This window comes from Rhizobium aureum (assembly GCF_030182495.1).
In the GTDB taxonomy this organism is placed as follows: domain Bacteria; phylum Pseudomonadota; class Alphaproteobacteria; order Rhizobiales; family Rhizobiaceae; genus Rhizobium; species Rhizobium tropici_C.
Map to the genome: position 1 here is coordinate 49,910 of NZ_JAQJCI010000012.1, position 16,780 is coordinate 66,689.

Genomic DNA, 16,780 nt, shown 5'->3' on the forward strand with positions numbered 1-16,780 from the left:
GCCCTTGCGGTTAAGTGGAAAAACTTGAATGGCGGCTACAAATCAATTCATGGAGCTTGCTTTGGCCGAAGCGCACCGCGCCGGAGAGCGTGGCGAAGTGCCGATCGGCGCCGTTGTCGTGCTTGACGGCAAGGTCATCGCCACAGCCGGCAACCGCACCCGCGAGCTCAACGACGTCACCGCCCACGCCGAAATCGCTGCCATCCGCCTGGCCTGCGAGGAGCTGGGCCAGGAACGTCTTGCGGGCGCAGATCTCTACGTCACGCTGGAACCCTGCACCATGTGCGCCGCGGCCATCTCGTTCGCGCGCATCCGTCGTCTTTACTATGGCGCCGAGGATCCGAAAGGCGGGGGCGTCGACAATGGCGTGCGCTTCTATCGCCAGCCGACCTGCCATCATGCGCCGGAGGTCTATTCCGGCCTCGGCGAAACCGCATCCGCAGATATCCTCAGAGGCTTCTTTCAAGCGAAACGCTCCGAAGACTGAAAAACGGCAGTTTTGACGCTGCCGCTTTGAAAACTTCTTATTGGAAGGGCTTCCACCAGCTGCTGTTGTTGGTCTGCTGCGCAGCCTCAGCATCCTTCTTGCGCTTCTTTTCCTTCTTGGATTCCGGCGTGCCGAGATCGTTGAGGGCAGCCTGGTCGGCGACCTGGCGATATTGCTGCGGCGGGTCGATCAGATAGCGGCGCTGGTCGATATACGTGCCGGCCTGATCCTGTCGTGTGGCGCGATAGGCAGCCGTCTGCTGCGCTTCCGTCATGCGATTTCTGCTGCTGTCGGCCTGGGCGAGCGGCGAACGATAGTTGACGTCGTTCTTCTTTTCGTCGGCTTCTTCGGCGAGGCGTTTGCGCGCCTCTTCCGGCGATTCGAGCCAGGCCGGATTATCCTTGCTCGCCAAAGACTGCTGCGGCGGGGTCAGGGTGCCCTTGTCGCCACCAACAACCAGACCAGGACGGTTCGGATATTTCACGCCCTTGTCCTTCGGCGTCGCCGCCGAAACGGAGGCGATATCGCCAAGGTCGTCCAGGAGCTGCGCGCCGGCGGTCTTGTCGGTGCCATAAGTCGGGCTGCTCAGGCAACCGGACATCGCGCCACAGCCAACCACAAGTGCCGCCAAGCTGACGCCGACACGAACCTTATGCATCGCTCTCATGAAAACCCTTCCCAGCCATGCCGGAATAAACGTAACAGGACCCCATTGAACGGCAACTGCCGTAAAAATCGGGCCATTTTCAGGCAGCTTTTACCGGATGAACGCCGCAAAGGCAATTCATCCGGCAACTTTCTTCAGTTGACAGCCATCAGTTCGCGCAGTGCCGCGGCATCGCGAGCCGAGACATCGGGATATTCCGGATCGGAGCCGACATCGGTGGTGATGCGCCAGGAACGGGCACATTTACGGCCTTCGGCAAGCTTCGGAACGACGCTGACCCTGGGCGTGTCCTCGAGGCGGAACGCATCGGCCGGACCTTCGCCACCAAGGACGGTGATGCCCGAGGTGATGCAGATCTCGGAGAAATCCTGCCCTTCGAGCACCTTCAGCAGCTCCGGATCGGCGATGTAGACCACCGGGGCGGCTTCCAGCGAGGAGCCGATACGCTTGTCCTTGCGCTCGATTTCCAGCGCGCCGGTGACGACGCTGCGCACGGCGCGGATCTTCTTCCACTTCTCGGCCAGCGCCTCGTTCTTCCATTCGGCAGGAACGGTCACGAACTGCTCGAGATGAACCGAGACCGCCGACGGATTGCGTGACAGCCATGCCTCTTCCGTGGTGAAGGGCAGCATCGGCGCCAGCCACGTCACCATGCAGTCGAAGATCGCTCGGATAACGGCGAGAGCGGCACGGCGGCGCAAGCTCGACGGAGCATCGCAGTAAAGCGCATCCTTGCGAACGTCGAAGTAGAAGGCCGACAGCTCGACATTGGCGAAATCGATCAAGGCGCGGGCAATGCGCTTGAAATCGAAGGCATCGTAGCTTTCGCGCACCAGCTCGTCGAGCTCGGCGAGACGGTGCAGCATCAGCTGTTCCAGCTCCGGCATGTCGGCATAGGCGATCACCTCGCCCTTGTCGTGTGCCAGCGTGCCCAGCATCCAGCGGATGGTGTTGCGCAGCTTGCGATAGGCATCGACATTGGTCTGGATGATGGCCTTGCCGACGCGCAGATCTTCCGAATAGTCCGACGTCATGACCCAGAGGCGGAGGATGTCGGCGCCCGCATCCTTCATCACCTCTTGCGGCGACGTGACGTTACCCTTGGACTTCGACATCTTTTCGCCCTTCTCGTCCATGGTGAAGCCATGGGTGAGGACGGCGTCATATGGCGCGCGGCCACGCGTCGCAGCACTTTCGAGCAGCGACGAATGGAACCAGCCGCGATGCTGGTCGGAGCCTTCGAGATAGAGGTCGGCCGGCCACTTCAGATCTGGACGGTCCTCCAGCGTGAAGGTGTGGGTCGAACCGGAATCGAACCAGACATCAAGGATGTCCATGACCTGCGTCCAGGGCTCGTTGGCCTTTTCGCCAAGGAAGCGCTCACGGGCGCCTTCCGCGAACCAGGCATCGGCACCCTCCTGCTCGAAAGCCTCGAGGATGCGGGCGTTCACACGATCGTCTTGCAGGATGTTGCCCTGTTCGTCGACGAAGATCGCGATCGGCACGCCCCAGGCGCGCTGGCGCGAGAGGACCCAATCCGGACGCTGCTCGATCATGGCGCGCAGGCGGTTCTGGCCGGCAGCCGGCACGAAGCGGGTATCGTCGATCGCCTTCAGGGCGCGCGAGCGTAGCGTCGAACCATCCGCGAAGTCCTTGTCCATGTAGACGAACCATTGCGGCGTGTTGCGGAAGATGACCGGCTTCTTCGAGCGCCAGGAATGCGGATAGGAATGCTTCAGCCTCCCGCGTGCAAACAGCGTGTTCGTCTCGATCAGCGCCTTGATGACGAGATCGTTGGCATTGCCCTTCTTGCCGTTGTCGTCCATGACACGGCCGCCCTCGAAGCCGGGGGCATCGGCGGTGTAGAAACCGCCGTCATCGACCGGGAACGGGATGGCGGAGGAAATGCCGCGCTTTTCGAGATCGCGGGCATGCGACATCCAGGCGTCAAAGTCCTCGCGGCCGTGGCTGGGCGCCGTATGCACGAAGCCCGTACCGGCATCGTCGGTGACGTGATCGCCATCGAGAAGCGGCACCTTGAAGCCGTAACCGAGGGTTGCTAGCGGATGCGCACAGGTGAGCGCGGCGAGATCGGCAGCGGTGACATCGCCAAGGCGCTTGTACTGCAGCTTTGCCTTGACGAAGGATTCCTCGGCAAGCTTGTCGGCGAAGATCAGCTTCTCGCCCGGACGCGGACCGAAATCATTGGCGGCTTCCGTGACCTCATAGAGGCCGTAGGACACGCGCGAGGAATAGGCGATCGCGCGATTGCCGGGGATCGTCCAAGGGGTGGTCGTCCAGATGACGACGAAGGCGTCGGCAAGATGCGCCGGACCTTCGGCCACCGGGAACTTGACCCAGATCATGTCGCTCTCGACATCGGCATATTCGACTTCGGCTTCGGCGAGCGCCGTGCGCTCGACCACCGACCACATGACCGGCTTGGAGCCACGGTAAAGCTGACCCGTGCGGGCGATCTTCAGAAGTTCGCCGGCGATGCGGGATTCCGCGTGGAAATTCATGGTCAGATAGGGATTGTCGAAATCGCCCGTGATGCCGAGGCGCTTGAACTCCTCGGACTGGATCTTGATCCAGCCGGCGGCAAAGTCGCGGCATTCCTGGCGAAACTCGTTCACCGGAACCTCGTCCTTGTTCTTACCCTTCTCGCGGTACTTTTCCTCGATCTTCCACTCGATCGGCAGACCGTGGCAATCCCAGCCCGGAACGTAGTTGCTGTCATAGCCGCGCATCTGGAACGAGCGGGTGATGACGTCCTTCAGGATCTTGTTCAGCGCATGGCCGATATGGATGTGACCATTGGCATAGGGAGGGCCGTCATGCAGGACGAACTTCTCGCGGCCGGCGGCGGAGGCGCGCAGCTTCTTATAAAGGTTCATCTCCTCCCAGCGCTTCACCAGCTCCGGCTCTTTCTGCGGCAGCCCTGCGCGCATCGGAAAATCGGTTTCCGGCAGGTAAAGGGTCTTGGAATAATCCATCTTTTCAGCGGTATCGGTCATAGTCGTGACAATTGCCTCGGTGTCTCGGGCGTCTTGCGCCTGAACTGGCGCAGCCATATGGGGATTTTTCGGCGGCGGAAAGCGTCTCGGGAACGAGACGCCAAAAACCCGGACCCTCCGGCAGCTTACAGCGCGCGGAAGGCCGGGCCAATAATTCGTATCGAGTAGCTCAGCCGAAATTGGGTCATGATCGCCGGTTCATAGGCGTTTTTTCCAAGGAAAGGAAGAGGAAACAATGCCGGCGACACATAGAAAGGCCGCGGACGTTCCCGCCCGCGGCCATTAGGGCATTGTTGCGATCAGGCCCGTGCTGCTGCCCGTGCCGGTACGACCGCGTTGACGATGACGGCCACGACGATATTGGCGAGAAGCGCCAGCAGCCCCGTATAGACGGTGAAGCCGGTTTCGCCGAGCGGGACCATATGCAGCGGTTTCCAGCCGGCATCCCAGACGAGGTAGGTGCCGCCGAAGAAGCCGACGAACCAGCCGGCGAGCAGGCTGGGTGCACGGAACCACTTGGTATAGAGACCGAAGACCAGGGCCGGCAGCGTCTGTAATATCCAGATGCCGCCGAGCAGCTGCAGATCGAGCGCGAATTGCGTCGGCAGGAAAATGATGACGAGAAGCGCGCCGACCTTGACGACCAGCGAGGTCATCTTGGCAACCTTCGCCTCACCGGCATCGGAAACCTGCGGATCAATGTAAGCCTTCCAGAAGTTGCGGGTGAAGAGGTTGGCAGCGCCGATGCTCATCACGGCCGCAGGCACCAACGCCCCGATAGCGATGGCCGCGAAGGCAAAGCCCGCAAACCAGCTCGAGAATAGCGTCTGGAACAGCGCGGGCACCACGTCATTGGCGCTGTCGAGTTTCAGTTGCGCGGCATGCCCCATATAGCCGAGCAGGGCCAAGAGACCGAGCAGCAGCGTATAGGCCGGCAACAACACGGCATTCTTGCGGATGGTGTTGCCGCTGTTGGAGGCGAAGATGCCGGTCAGCGTATGCGGGTACATGAAGGCGGCTAGCGCCGAGCCGAGCGCCAAAGTCGCATAAGCGACGTACTGGTTACCGCCGAGCAGCAGGCTGCCCGCCCCCTTGGCTTTGAAATCCGCATCGGCCGCCGCAAAGACATTCGCATAGCCACCGAGTTTCGCCGGAATGAGCGCGATCGCCGCGATCACCACGATGTAGATCATGATGTCCTTGACGAAGGCGATCAGCGCCGGGGCGCGAAGGCCGGCCGAATAGGTATAGAGCGCCAGGATGATGAAGGCGACGGCAAGCGGCAGCTCGCCATGGAGCCCCAACGCCTTGAAGACCGCTGTCATGCCGACGAGCTGCAGGGCGATATAGGGCATGGTCGCGATGACGCCCGTCAGAGCGACCGCCAATTCGAGCGCCCGCGAACCATATTGCCCGTGCACCACATCGCCGGCGGTGACATAGCCGTAGTCCTTGGCGCGCCGCCACAGAAGCGGCATGACCATGAAGACGAACGGATAGACGACGATCGTATAGGGCAGTGCGAAGAAGCCATAGGCGCCAACTGTGTAGACCAGCGCCGGAACTGCGATGACCGTATAAGCAGTGTAAAAGTCGCCACCGACGAGGAACCAGGTGATCCAGGTGCCGAAGGTGCGGCCGCCAAGGCCCCATTCGTCGATATGGGCAAGGGTCTTCGGCCGGCGCCAACGCGCCGCAACAAAGCCCATGACGGTCACGAGCGCCAGAAAGAAGATGAAGACGGCGAGTGCTGTCGGATCGATATCAGTCGTCATGGCGCATGCTCCGGTAGGCGATCCACGTCAGGATTGCTGTGATCGGCACCCAGGCCAGCTGGTACCAGTAGAAGAAGGGGAAACCGAACAGCACCGGATCGTGGCTGTTGTAGAAGGGAACCCAAAGCAAGCCTATGTAGGGAATGACGAGCAGCCAGCAGGCCGCCGTCCCGAAACGTTTGTCCATCTCGTGCGCCTTTCGGAAAAATGGGTGCCGCGACTCGCACCCAGCTATATGAGCATTGCAGCATCTTCCTACCCGCTCAAGGCAAAAACATACTGCACTGCCACGATCTCCGCGCGCAGCATGCCCAATAAAATCAGTCGAAGGCGATGACGCGATCGAGATCGCTCAGCGGCTGAACGCCGGCGAGCAGCGCCCGCGCCTCTTCCTCATCCTTGCGGATCTGTGCGACCAGCGGATCGAGGCCGTCGAACTTCAGTTCGGGACGGAGATAGCCGAAAAAGGAGACGGAGCAGACCTGGCCGTAGAGGTCGCCGCTAAAATCGAAGACGAAGGTCTCAAGCAGCGGCGCGCCATTGTCCGTTACCGTCGGGCGGCGTCCGTAGCTGGCAACGGCGTCACGAATGACGCCATCGGCTGTGCGGAAGCGTACGGCATAGATGCCAGATTTCAGCGATATTTCCGATGGAAGCCGCATGTTTGCCGTGGGGAAGCCGAGCGTGCGGCCCAGCTTCTCGCCGCCGATGACAGGCGCCTCGACAGTGAAGCGGTATCCAAGCAGACCGGCAGCCTGGGCAACATCGCCTTCGGCCAGGAGCGAACGGATGCGGCTGGACGAAATGACCTCGGTATTCTCATCGCGGAAAGCGTCGATAAGTGTCACGCCGAAGCCATTGTGACTGCCAGCATTCATGAGAAAAGCCGGACCGCCCTGGCGATCATGGCCGAAATGGAAATCGAAACCGGTGACGACTTCGGAAGCATGCAGCCAGTCGATCAGGATCGAATGGACGAATTCATCCGCCGAACGCTGCGAGAAGGTTCTATCGAAGGGATATTCGATGACGGCGTTGAAACCGAGGGCTTCCAGGAGACGCGCTCTCAACGGTGCTGGTGTCAGCCGAAAGACCGGCTGTTCGGGCTTGAATATGGTGCGCGGATGCGGCTCGAAGGTCAGCACGAGGGCTGGAATGCCGCGTTCCCTGGCGATCTCCAATGCGCGTGTAAGCACGGACTGATGGCCACGATGTACGCCATCGAAATTGCCGATGGCGACGACACCGCCCTTCAAGGTATCGGGAAGCGGCTCCCGGGTCTCGTTGCGATGGAAAACGGTCATCGTCTACCACTCTCCTCAGACAAGGCGCGGCATCCACCACCTCGGCGAAGCCTGCTCGCGCGCCAGGAAGGCGCCAAGAGCGGCCTCATCCGTGTGGCCCTCGACGACATATTCGCGGGCGTGGATGCCATGGCTGATATAAAGAAGATCGAGGCCGTAATCGAGCGCGCCGCGCACGTCGGTCGGCATGCCGTCGCCGATCGCCACCACGCGCGACAGCGGAAATTCGCTCTTCACCTCGCGTGCCGCGGCGATCGCTGCATCGTAGATCGGCCGATGCGGCTTGCCGGCGATGCGCGTCTGGCCGCCGAGCCGCTCGTAATAGGCGGCCATGGCGCCGGCGCAAGGGATCATCCGGTGGCCGCGTTCGACCACGAGATCCGGATTGGCGCAGATCAGCGGCACGTTGCGGGCCGACCAGGCCGTCAGCATCTCGGTGTAATCGTCAGGTGTTTCGGTTTCGTCATCGAAAAAGCCGGTGCAGACGATGCTTTCCGCCTCGCCGGCCTCGACGCGCTGAACGTCCAAGCCTTCCAGGATGCCGATATCGCGCTCCGGACCGAGCAGGAACACCTTCTTCGGTCCCTCGGCGATCAGCTTGCGGGTGACATCGCCCGATGTGATGATGCGATCGTAAACGCTGTCAGGAACACCGATCGCCCGCAGCTGCTCGACGACCTTCGGAGCGACGCGCGGAGAGTTGGTGATGAGGACGACAGCAAGGCCTTTGCCGCGGGCCGCTTCGAGCGCGATGGAGGCCTCCTTGTAAGCCGTGACGCCGTTATGGAGTACGCCCCAGACATCGCAGAGCGCAACATCATAAAGTCCGCCGATGTCGCGAAAGCTCTCGATCCGTTTGCCCATGCCGTCCTCGCATCAAATAAATCACGGGCTGACATCGCAAACCGGCCGGCAAATTACAAGAGCGGCATGCAAGGTTTTTGCGGCGCACAAGGCCTGAGAAGAAGACATGCGCAAGGTCGGCGAGCGGCAAGATTGCGCAGCGGAAGCAATGATATGACGCTCTGGAAAAGGCACGACCTGAGCCTTCTTCACGGGGGCAAAATGAGAGAACATTTGCAACGACGTGCTACGCGGCACCGCCTTGGGCGTTAATCATCCTCGAAACAAGGCGATACGCGCCGCAAAAAATTCACAGTGCTGTCCTTGACTCGTCCGGAAGCCACCCCTAAATCACCGTCGCTAGCACTCTCCGAGGATGAGTGCTAACAAAATCCATACGGATCTCCGCTGATCCGTGAATGTCATTTGATCGAGGGATTAGACAATGGCAAGCACCAATTTCCGCCCCCTTCATGACCGCGTCGTCGTTCGTCGCGTCGAGTCGGAAGAAAAGACCAAGGGTGGCATCATCATTCCCGACACCGCCAAGGAAAAGCCGCAGGAAGGCGAAATCGTCGCCGTCGGTTCCGGTGCTCGCGATGAATCCGGCAAAGTCGTAGCACTCGACGTCAAGGTTGGCGATCGCGTTCTGTTCGGCAAGTGGTCCGGCACCGAAGTCAAGCTCAACGGCGAAGACCTTCTGATCATGAAGGAAGCCGACATCATGGGCATCATCGGCTAATCTGGCCGGTTCCCTTTTCCGATAAAGCTGACGGGCCTTAAAACCCGGACAACGCGAATTCAGGAGTTCAAACAATGGCAGCTAAAGAAGTAAAATTCGGCCGCGGCGCCCGCGAAAAGATGCTTCGTGGCGTCGACATCCTCGCTGACGCAGTGAAGGTCACGCTCGGCCCGAAGGGTCGTAACGTCGTTATCGACAAGTCCTTCGGCGCACCGCGCATCACCAAGGACGGCGTTTCCGTCGCCAAGGAAATCGAACTGGAAGACAAGTTCGAGAACATGGGCGCCCAGATGGTCCGCGAAGTCGCTTCGAAGACCAATGACGTCGCCGGTGACGGTACCACCACTGCAACCGTTCTCGCCCAGGCTATCGTTCGCGAAGGTGCCAAGGCTGTTGCAGCCGGCATGAACCCGATGGACCTGAAGCGCGGTATCGACCTCGCCGTTGCAGAAGTCGTCAAGGATCTCCAGGCCAAGGCCAAGAAGATCAACACCTCGGAAGAAGTTGCCCAGGTCGGCACGATCTCCGCAAACGGCGAAAAGCAGATCGGTCTCGATATTGCTGAAGCCATGCAGAAGGTCGGCAACGAAGGTGTCATCACGGTTGAAGAAGCCAAGACCGCCGAAACCGAACTCGAAGTCGTCGAAGGCATGCAGTTCGACCGCGGCTACCTCAGCCCTTACTTCGTGACCAACCCGGAAAAGATGATCGCCGACCTCGAAGACGCGTTCATCCTCCTGCACGAGAAGAAGCTCTCGAACCTGCAGGCCATGCTTCCGGTTCTCGAAGCCGTCGTTCAGACCGGCAAGCCGCTCCTCATCATCGCTGAAGACGTCGAAGGCGAAGCGCTTGCGACCCTCGTTGTCAACAAGCTGCGCGGTGGCCTCAAGATCGCTGCCGTCAAGGCTCCGGGCTTCGGCGATCGCCGCAAGGCCATGCTGGAAGACATCGCCATCCTGACGGGCGGCACTGTCATCTCCGAAGACCTCGGCATCAAGCTCGAGTCGGTCACCCTCGACATGCTCGGCCGTTCCAAGAAGGTTTCGATCTCCAAGGAAAACACGACGATCGTCGACGGCGCTGGCGCCAAGTCCGACATCGAAGGCCGCGTTGCCCAGATCAAGGCTCAGATCGAAGAAACCACCTCCGACTACGACCGCGAGAAGCTGCAGGAACGTCTTGCCAAGCTCGCTGGCGGCGTTGCCGTCATCCGCGTCGGCGGCTCGACCGAAGTCGAAGTGAAGGAAAAGAAGGACCGCATCGACGACGCTCTCAACGCGACGCGCGCTGCTGTTCAGGAAGGCATCGTCCCGGGCGGCGGTATCGCTCTCCTGCGTTCTTCCACGAAGATCACCGCCAAGGGTGAAAACCAGGATCAGGAAGCCGGCGTCAACATCGTTCGCCGTGCCCTGCAGTCGCTGGTTCGCCAGATCGCTGAAAACGCTGGTGACGAAGCTTCGATCGTTGTCGGCAAGGTTCTCGACAAGAACGAAGACAACTACGGCTACAACGCCCAGACGTCTGAGTTCGGCGACATGATCGCCATGGGCATCGTCGACCCGGTCAAGGTTGTTCGCACGGCTCTGCAGAACGCAGCTTCGGTTGCTTCGCTGCTGATCACCACCGAAGCCATGATTGCTGAACTGCCGAAGAAGGATGCCCCTGCCGGCATGCCGGGCGGCATGGGCGGCATGGGCGGCATGGACATGATGTGATAGGTCAGCGGCCTAATCGCAGGAATGTCCATAAGGCTTCGCCCATGCACTTTAGTGCTTCAGGCCGCCAAACGGCCTGAAGTGGCGGCATGGACATGATGTGATAGGCCAGCGGCCTTTTGCGACTGTTCAATCCGACATCCGGAATTGACGAAGGGCGGCTTTCGAGCCGCCCTTTTCATTTGTATGCCTATGGTTTCGGCACGAGACCGGCAAGTTTCGCGCAGCGCAAATTTATGCAAATTGCCCCATTGCCGTTTTTGAAAAAGCTCCTATAAATCCCAGCGCAGCGATTTTAGAGGGTTAGCTGCAATGCACGCAAATTTTACTTATTTTCGGCACGCTTAATCAGCGACCGCGCATGATCATGATCTTGAGAATTGATAGGCGTCCGGTTTTTTTACTTGAAATGACTTCATAGACGGGACCAGCAACCCGGAAGAAGCATGGCGAAAATGGAATCGATGGAGCCGAATGTCAGCTTTTTCGTGGAGCGCGGCGTGCGGGAAGGTTTCCAACCGGAAGATGCATTGGAATTTGGATGAAGCGCAGGAGGATCATGCGCTTAAGTGGGGATCATCTTGTTCAAGATTGCCAAGGCCAATTTTGCCGCACCGTTTGCCCCGGGTTCGCTGGAGTTTGACGGTCATAATCCTGACCTGCTCGCGCAATTCTGCGTTTCCGAGGGCTGGACGGGCGATCTGTCGAGCGGCATCATCAAGCTCGGGCAATGGAGCACGATGCTGCATGGCCTGAGCTCTTCGGAATGCGGTCTCCTCAGCCTGATGCACTGCTACAACGCGCATGATCGCGTGCGTATCCTCGATCTGTTCGAACAGGCGGCAACCACCAATTCCTCTTTCTGCTATTCCACCACGACGCTTGGCGCCGGCGGCTATCGCCAGCCGATCTTTTGCGTCGGCGAATCCGTGGCTGCGGACGAGCAACACACCGGCAGCATGGTCGGCGTCTTTCTGTTTCCACGCTTCAAGCCGGAGCCGGGCAGCCAATTGGCGGCGCGGCAGTAGAAACGACTGAGACGACGGTCGGGTGAATTCACCTTTGCCGCTGCATGTGCCCGGTCCCTCACTCCAGCCCTCTTCCCGCTTGCGGCAGAGCAATCGCATATGGACAGGTTAGCCCCCCATCCGTCCTTTCACAGTTTCGCTTCGCTCAACTGTTCGAGTCCACCTTCTCCCCGCCCCTTCGATAAACTCAGGACGGGGCGAAGGGGTTTGACAGGATCGGCCCCCTCGCCCCGCTTGCGCTGAAGTGAGGGCCAGTCACATGGGCGCCGATGTAGAAGCACATGCCTGATCTGCTGACGGATCGGGATTCAATCCCGCTTCGGGATATTGAGCCCTCGCTGACTTGCCGGCCGCGCAAGGGCACGGTCGAGCCAGCTCATGACCGCAGGGAAGCTTTCGAACTCGAGGACTTCACGGCCGCCATAAAAGACATCGACACCGCGGACCCATGGGAAGGTGGTGATGTCGGCAATGGTATATTCATCGCCCATGATCCACTGGCGCCCCTGCAGACGGCCCTCCAGCACGCTCAACAGGCGCTTGGCCTCGTCGCGGTAACGCTCGACCGGATAGGGGTTGTTGGCGACCTTTTCGGCCGCGAATTTGAAGAAATGACCGAACTGGCCGAACATCGGACCGACGCCGGCCATCTGGAAGAAGACCCATTCCATGGTCTCGTAACGCCCGGCTGCATCGCTCGGGATAAGTTTACCGGTCTTTTCTGCAAGATAGACCAGGATCGCGCCCGATTCGAACAGACCGATCGGCTTGCCATCGGGGCCATCGGGATCGATGATCGCGGGAATGCGGCCGTTCGGATTCAGCGAAACGAATTCCGGCGACTTCTGATCATTGGTGCCGAAAGAAACCAGATGCGGCTCATAGGGCAGACCAAGTTCCTCGAGCGCGATCGAAACTTTCACGCCGTTCGGCGTCGGCAGCGAATAGAGCTGGATGATATCGGGATTGCTGGCGGGCCAGCGCTTCGTAATCGGAAACGAGGAGAGATCGGCCATGGGATTTCCTTCCAAAGATCATGATTTCGCGAACAAATTTGCGCCACCATATCCGATATGGAGCCGATGGGAAGAGCGTGCAGCAAGCACCATTGTTCAATGATTGTGAACTAATTGTGTGCAGTTGTTTATCTTTTCAAGCGCCCGAAAATCACGAATATCTGCTTCAGAAATTGTCGCCACCCGATCCGAACGAATTTACTGGAGATCGTCATGTCCAATACCAACAACATCATCATTCTCGTGGCGCGCATTCTGCTCGCCTTCATGTTCATCTTTGCCGGCTTCGGCAAGCTGTCCGATCCGTCCGGTACCGCCGGCATGATCGCCGGCGCCGGCCTGCCCGCTTCGACGCTGCTGACCTATGTCGCCGGCGCCTTCGAATTCATCACCGGCGTCTGCGTCCTCATCGGCTTCCAGGTCCGCATCGTCGGCTGGCTGCTTGCTGCTTTCTGTGTCTTCACCGGCGTCGTCTTTCACCTGCCGACCGTCAACGTTCCGGATTTCCCGGCCGCGGCCAATGGTTGGATCAACGGCCTGAACTTCGTCAACTTCCTGAAGAACGTCACCCTGGCCGGCGCCTACATCATGCTCGCCACCAACGGCGCAGGTGTTTACTCGGTCGACGCACGCCGCGGTGCCTACGCAACCGCCTGATTGCCACAGACTTCCCGAGACAAAAGGCCCGCCGGAATTCCGGCGGGCCTTTTTTCGTGAATGGGAAACTCAAAGATCAGAGCGCGCTACGCACGGCCGAAATGATGCGCTCGACCATCGCATTGCCCTCGTGGCTCTCTTTGCGGGCGCGCACGAGGCAAGCCTCGGAACGTAGGATGATGCCATCCGACAGGACCTTCAGATGGTTCGCCCGAAGCGTTGAGCCGGTGGAGGTGATGTCGACAATGATATCGGCCGAGCCGGCAGCAGGTGCCCCCTCTGTCGCACCGAGGCTTTCGACGATACGGTAGAGCTGGATGCCGTGCTGGCTGGAGAAGAATTGCTGCGTCAGCCGCCAGTATTTCGTCGCAACTGTCAGCCTGCGGCCGTGACGGGCGCGAAAATCGGCTGCAACATCGCCGAGATCGGCCATGGTGTCGACATCGAGCCAGATATCCGGCACCGCAACGACGACATCGGCATGGCCAAATCCAAGTCTTGCGCAGAACTCGACGCGGCGATCGGCCTCCGCCATGCCTTCACGTACGAGATCTTCGCCGGTAATGCCAAAATCGACACTGCCATTGCCGATCTCGCGCGAGATTTCAGAAGCCGACAGGAAGGCGATCTCAACGCCTTCCAAGCCTTCGACGCGGCCACGGTAGGAGCGATCATTGCCGACGGCGACGATGCGCATGCCGGCACGCTCGAAAACAGCCGAGCAATCGTCCTTCATCCGGCCCTTGGAAGGAAGTGCTATCGTGATGGTCATCAGGCCGCCCTCGCAGTTTCGATGCGGTCGAGCCAGAGCGCGAAGCCGACAGCCGGAATGTGACCCTTGGCACCGAGCAGGGTCATCAGCCGGTCGAAGCGGCCGCCACCGGCGAGCACGGCGCTCGAACCTTCCACCGTCACTTCGAAAACGAGACCGGTATAGTAATCAAGTGGGCGACCGAAGGCGGCGCGATAGTCGATCTTCGCGGTATCGACGCCGGCATCGGCCAATGCTTTGACGCGGGCATCGAAATTCTTCAAAGCCGGGCCTAGCTCCAGCTCTGCCGCATCGGCGAAGCCGGCCAGCGCGGCGGAAGCATCTGCCAGCGGCACGCTTAGCGACAAGAACTCCTCCAGTACACGGAAGGCGGCATCATCGAGCCGCGTTTCCGACAGGACCAGCTTCTCACGAAGGCGGCGAGCGATTTCCCGCGGCGAGCGGCTGGCATTGGTGGAATAGCCGGTCGCCTGCATGGTGGCGTCGATATGCCTGACCAGCCCCTGCTCGTCGCCGCGGTTGAGGAAATCGAGCACATGCGCATCGAGCCCGGTGACCGGCTGCGGGCTTGCGAGATGCGCCAGCAGGGTTTCGAGCTGCATCATGTTGCCGAAGGCATGGATCAGCCGCTTTTGCCAGCCTGTAGGCAGGCCGAGCGCCTGGACCACGGCCTCGAACACGGCCTGATCGCCCAAGGTCACCGAAAGCGGCTTGCCGGGGACCAGGCGGCTTAGGATACCGATAGCGTCGCCAACGGCACGGGCGTCGGCCCTTGCCGTATCGTTATCGCCCAAATCCTCGATGCCGGCCTGATAAAACTCATGGCCGCCTTCGCGGCGCTGACGAAAAATCTCGCCGAGATAGGAATAACGCTTCGGCGTGCCGGTAGCGGTTTCGATATGCCGCAGACAGACGGGGATCGTGAACTCCGGGCGCAGGCAAAGGCTGGCACCGGTTTCGCTTTCGGTCATGAAGATGCGCCGGCGAAGATCTTCGCCGGCCATATCGAGAAAAGGTTCGGCTGGCTGGATGATGGGCGTATCCACCCTCTCCGTTCCGCGAACGGAGAATTCGTCCAGCAGATCGCCGGCAAAATCCGGGAGGTTGATCAGGGGCATCAGCCCGCCCTCTTCCGGTCTTCCGCCTGCGCCGCCAAGATAGCCTTGACCTTCTCGATCAACTCGGCTTCCGGCACGGTTTCCTGCGCGACACGGGCCTCCCGCCAGCTGGCATTGTCCTCGATCTCGCCGGAAAGGCGCTTGCCCTCGATCAGATCCTTGATCTGGACGACGCCTTGGGCGCGTTCGTCGCCACCCTGGATGATGGCGATCGGGCAGCCGCGGCGATCGGCATATTTCAGCTGATTGCCGAACTTCTTCCAGTTGCCCTGGAACATCTCGGCGCGGATGCCGGCAGCACGCAGCAGCTGCGTGAAGCGCTGGTAGCGTCCCATTGCATCGACATCGCCATCCATGACGGTGACGAGCACGGGCTCGATCACCTCTTCCGTGCCGAGTTTGCCGAGGTTCTTCAGCGCCGTCATCAAGCGGGAGACGCCGATGGAGAAGCCCGTCGCGGGAACCGGCTGGCCCATGAAGCGCGAGACGAGCCCATCATAACGGCCACCGCCGCCGACCGAGCCGAAGACGACCTTCTCGCCCTTCTCGTTGATTACCGGAAATGTCAGCTCGGCCTCGAAAACAGGGCCCGTATAGTACTCGAGCCCTCGCACGCAGGAGGGATCGATCTTGATACGGTCTGCATCATAACCGGCCGCACGTATCATCGGCTCCAGCTGTTCGGTAAGCAGGTGGACGGCATCATCATATGGCAAATGAGACATTCCGCCGAACTCATCTGGAACGCCACCAGTCTTGAGCGTAACCTGATCAAGTACCTGTTGAAGGCTTGGAACAGTTGAAGACGTCACCACAGCAAGGACGGCTTGGATCTGCCAATCCGCAAGGCCGGCACCTTTGGTGAAGTCGCCGGACTCGTCCTTGCGGCCGAGGCCGAGCAGCAGCGCCACGCCTTCCGGACCGAACTTGTCGAGTTTGTCGATGGCGCGCAGCACGTTGAGCCGCTGGGCGGCCTTGTCATCGCCGCCGAGGCCGATCGCCTCAAGTACGCCGTCGAGAACCTTGCGGTTGTTGACGCGGATCACATAGTCGCCGCGCTTGATACCCAACGCCTCCAGCGTATCAGCCATCATCATGCACATCTCGGCGTCTGCCTGCACGCCCGGCGCGCCGACGGTATCGGCGTCGAACTGCATGAACTGGCGGAAACGGCCCGGACCCGGCTTTTCGTTGCGGAAGACGTAGCCGGCGCGATAGGTGCGATACGGAAGCTGGATCTCGTTGAAATTCTCGGCGACATGACGGGCAAGCGGCGCCGTCAGGTCGTAACGCAGCGACATCCATTGCTCGTCGTCATCCTGAAGCGAGAACACGCCCTCGTTCGGCCGATCGCTGTCGGGCAGGAACTTGCCAAGCGCATCGGTATATTCGAACAGCGGCGTTTCGACAGGATCGAAACCATAATGCTCATAAACGGCCCGGATCTTTGCGGTCATCTCGTTGACGGCGCGAATGTCGCTGGCCGAACGATCGACAAAGCCACGCGGCAGGCGGGCCTTGAGCTTCTGCGGTTTCTTTTGTTTGTCGCTCATCTCTAGGGTAATCCGGTACGGGAACAGTCGCGGTTAACTAGCGGATTGGGCTGAGTGCGGCAAGGATTGTTATATGTTAGCGGCCG

At 60.2% G+C, this 16,780-nt stretch carries 15 protein-coding genes; 5 read left to right on the forward strand and 10 right to left on the reverse strand.

Annotated features, from left to right (window positions below):
- Positions 1–28 precede the first annotated feature (28 nt).
- Positions 29–487, forward strand: coding sequence for a nucleoside deaminase (locus PH552_RS23440; protein ID WP_112341093.1), 459 nt, complete (start codon positions 29–31; stop codon positions 485–487).
- Between the two features lie 37 nt (positions 488–524).
- Here PH552_RS23440 and PH552_RS23445 read toward each other — a convergent pair whose 3' ends face one another.
- The 6 genes from PH552_RS23445 to PH552_RS23470 form a co-directional block, all read right to left on the reverse strand.
- The gene (locus tag PH552_RS23445; protein ID WP_113251695.1) at positions 525–1,154 is read right to left on the reverse strand and encodes a GPALPP1 family protein; all 630 of its coding nucleotides are present in this window, start codon (positions 1,152–1,154) and stop codon (positions 525–527) included.
- 134 nt (positions 1,155–1,288) lie between these two features.
- Entirely contained in the window at positions 1,289–4,171 is a 2,883-nt protein-coding gene (gene ileS / locus PH552_RS23450; RefSeq protein WP_113251694.1) for an isoleucine--tRNA ligase, read from the reverse strand.
- Positions 4,172–4,470: 299 nt separating this feature from the next.
- On the reverse strand, positions 4,471–5,946 hold the full coding sequence (mctP, locus tag PH552_RS23455; RefSeq protein ID WP_113251693.1) for a monocarboxylate uptake permease MctP: 1,476 nt from the start codon (positions 5,944–5,946) through the stop codon (positions 4,471–4,473).
- Complete coding sequence (locus PH552_RS23460; RefSeq protein WP_034488324.1) at positions 5,936–6,133, reverse strand: DUF3311 domain-containing protein; 198 nt, start codon at positions 6,131–6,133, stop codon at positions 5,936–5,938. Before PH552_RS23460 ends, mctP begins: the two co-directional genes overlap by 11 nt.
- Positions 6,134–6,266: 133 nt before the next feature.
- On the reverse strand, positions 6,267–7,250 hold the full coding sequence (locus PH552_RS23465) for a bifunctional riboflavin kinase/FAD synthetase (RefSeq protein WP_145644324.1): 984 nt from the start codon (positions 7,248–7,250) through the stop codon (positions 6,267–6,269).
- A gap of 15 nt (positions 7,251–7,265) precedes the next feature.
- Entirely contained in the window at positions 7,266–8,114 is an 849-nt protein-coding gene (locus tag PH552_RS23470) for a TIGR01459 family HAD-type hydrolase (RefSeq protein WP_112341088.1), read from the reverse strand.
- A 424-nt stretch (positions 8,115–8,538) separates the two neighbouring features.
- On the opposite strand from PH552_RS23470, the gene groES reads away from it, so the two are divergent.
- From groES to PH552_RS23485, 3 genes are all read left to right on the forward strand, one after another.
- Positions 8,539–8,835, forward strand: a complete 297-nt coding sequence (groES, locus tag PH552_RS23475; RefSeq protein WP_004109735.1) for a co-chaperone GroES — start codon at positions 8,539–8,541, stop codon at positions 8,833–8,835.
- A gap of 74 nt (positions 8,836–8,909) precedes the next feature.
- Entirely contained in the window at positions 8,910–10,550 is a 1,641-nt protein-coding gene (groL, locus tag PH552_RS23480) for a chaperonin GroEL (protein ID WP_145644325.1), read from the forward strand.
- Positions 10,551–11,131: 581 nt separating this feature from the next.
- The gene (locus tag PH552_RS23485) at positions 11,132–11,578 is read left to right on the forward strand and encodes a hypothetical protein (protein ID WP_210260522.1); all 447 of its coding nucleotides are present in this window, start codon (positions 11,132–11,134) and stop codon (positions 11,576–11,578) included.
- Positions 11,579–11,886: 308 nt separating this feature from the next.
- Here the strand turns inward: PH552_RS23485 and PH552_RS23490 are convergent, their stop codons facing one another.
- Positions 11,887–12,594: a glutathione binding-like protein gene (locus tag PH552_RS23490; protein WP_112344403.1), complete on the reverse strand. Its 708-nt coding sequence runs from the start codon at positions 12,592–12,594 to the stop codon at positions 11,887–11,889.
- A gap of 213 nt (positions 12,595–12,807) precedes the next feature.
- On the opposite strand from PH552_RS23490, the gene PH552_RS23495 reads away from it, so the two are divergent.
- Complete coding sequence (locus PH552_RS23495; protein WP_112344402.1) at positions 12,808–13,251, forward strand: DoxX family protein; 444 nt, start codon at positions 12,808–12,810, stop codon at positions 13,249–13,251.
- 76 nt (positions 13,252–13,327) lie between these two features.
- On the opposite strand, the gene hisG is transcribed toward PH552_RS23495, so the two are convergent.
- From hisG to hisS, 3 genes are read right to left on the reverse strand one after another with little or no spacing between them, the layout of a single operon-like run.
- Positions 13,328–14,023, reverse strand: coding sequence for an ATP phosphoribosyltransferase (gene hisG / locus PH552_RS23500; protein ID WP_112344401.1), 696 nt, complete (start codon positions 14,021–14,023; stop codon positions 13,328–13,330).
- Positions 14,023–15,141: an ATP phosphoribosyltransferase regulatory subunit gene (locus PH552_RS23505; RefSeq protein WP_112344400.1), complete on the reverse strand. Its 1,119-nt coding sequence runs from the start codon at positions 15,139–15,141 to the stop codon at positions 14,023–14,025. Before PH552_RS23505 ends, hisG begins: the two co-directional genes overlap by 1 nt.
- Entirely contained in the window at positions 15,141–16,694 is a 1,554-nt protein-coding gene (gene hisS / locus PH552_RS23510) for a histidine--tRNA ligase (protein WP_113250969.1), read from the reverse strand. The genes PH552_RS23505 and hisS overlap by 1 nt, the downstream gene beginning before the upstream one ends.
- Positions 16,695–16,780: the final 86 nt, after the last annotated feature.

Excerpts from the sequence above, each read along its gene's own strand:
- PH552_RS23440 (WP_112341093.1), top strand. The coding sequence starts at position 29 with ATGGCGGCTACAAATCAATTCATGGAGCTTGCTTTGGCCGAAGCGCAC.
- PH552_RS23445 (WP_113251695.1), bottom strand. The coding sequence starts at position 1,154 with ATGAGAGCGATGCATAAGGTTCGTGTCGGCGTCAGCTTGGCGGCACTT.
- ileS (WP_113251694.1), bottom strand. The coding sequence starts at position 4,171 with ATGACCGATACCGCTGAAAAGATGGATTATTCCAAGACCCTTTACCTG.
- mctP (WP_113251693.1), bottom strand. The coding sequence starts at position 5,946 with ATGACGACTGATATCGATCCGACAGCACTCGCCGTCTTCATCTTCTTT.
- PH552_RS23460 (WP_034488324.1), bottom strand. The coding sequence starts at position 6,133 with ATGGACAAACGTTTCGGGACGGCGGCCTGCTGGCTGCTCGTCATTCCC.
- PH552_RS23465 (WP_145644324.1), bottom strand. The coding sequence starts at position 7,250 with ATGACCGTTTTCCATCGCAACGAGACCCGGGAGCCGCTTCCCGATACC.
- PH552_RS23470 (WP_112341088.1), bottom strand. The coding sequence starts at position 8,114 with ATGGGCAAACGGATCGAGAGCTTTCGCGACATCGGCGGACTTTATGAT.
- groES (WP_004109735.1), top strand. The coding sequence starts at position 8,539 with ATGGCAAGCACCAATTTCCGCCCCCTTCATGACCGCGTCGTCGTTCGT.
- groL (WP_145644325.1), top strand. The coding sequence starts at position 8,910 with ATGGCAGCTAAAGAAGTAAAATTCGGCCGCGGCGCCCGCGAAAAGATG.
- PH552_RS23490 (WP_112344403.1), bottom strand. The coding sequence starts at position 12,594 with ATGGCCGATCTCTCCTCGTTTCCGATTACGAAGCGCTGGCCCGCCAGC.
- PH552_RS23495 (WP_112344402.1), top strand. The coding sequence starts at position 12,808 with ATGTCCAATACCAACAACATCATCATTCTCGTGGCGCGCATTCTGCTC.
- hisG (WP_112344401.1), bottom strand. The coding sequence starts at position 14,023 with ATGACCATCACGATAGCACTTCCTTCCAAGGGCCGGATGAAGGACGAT.
- PH552_RS23505 (WP_112344400.1), bottom strand. The coding sequence starts at position 15,141 with ATGCCCCTGATCAACCTCCCGGATTTTGCCGGCGATCTGCTGGACGAA.
- hisS (WP_113250969.1), bottom strand. The coding sequence starts at position 16,694 with ATGAGCGACAAACAAAAGAAACCGCAGAAGCTCAAGGCCCGCCTGCCG.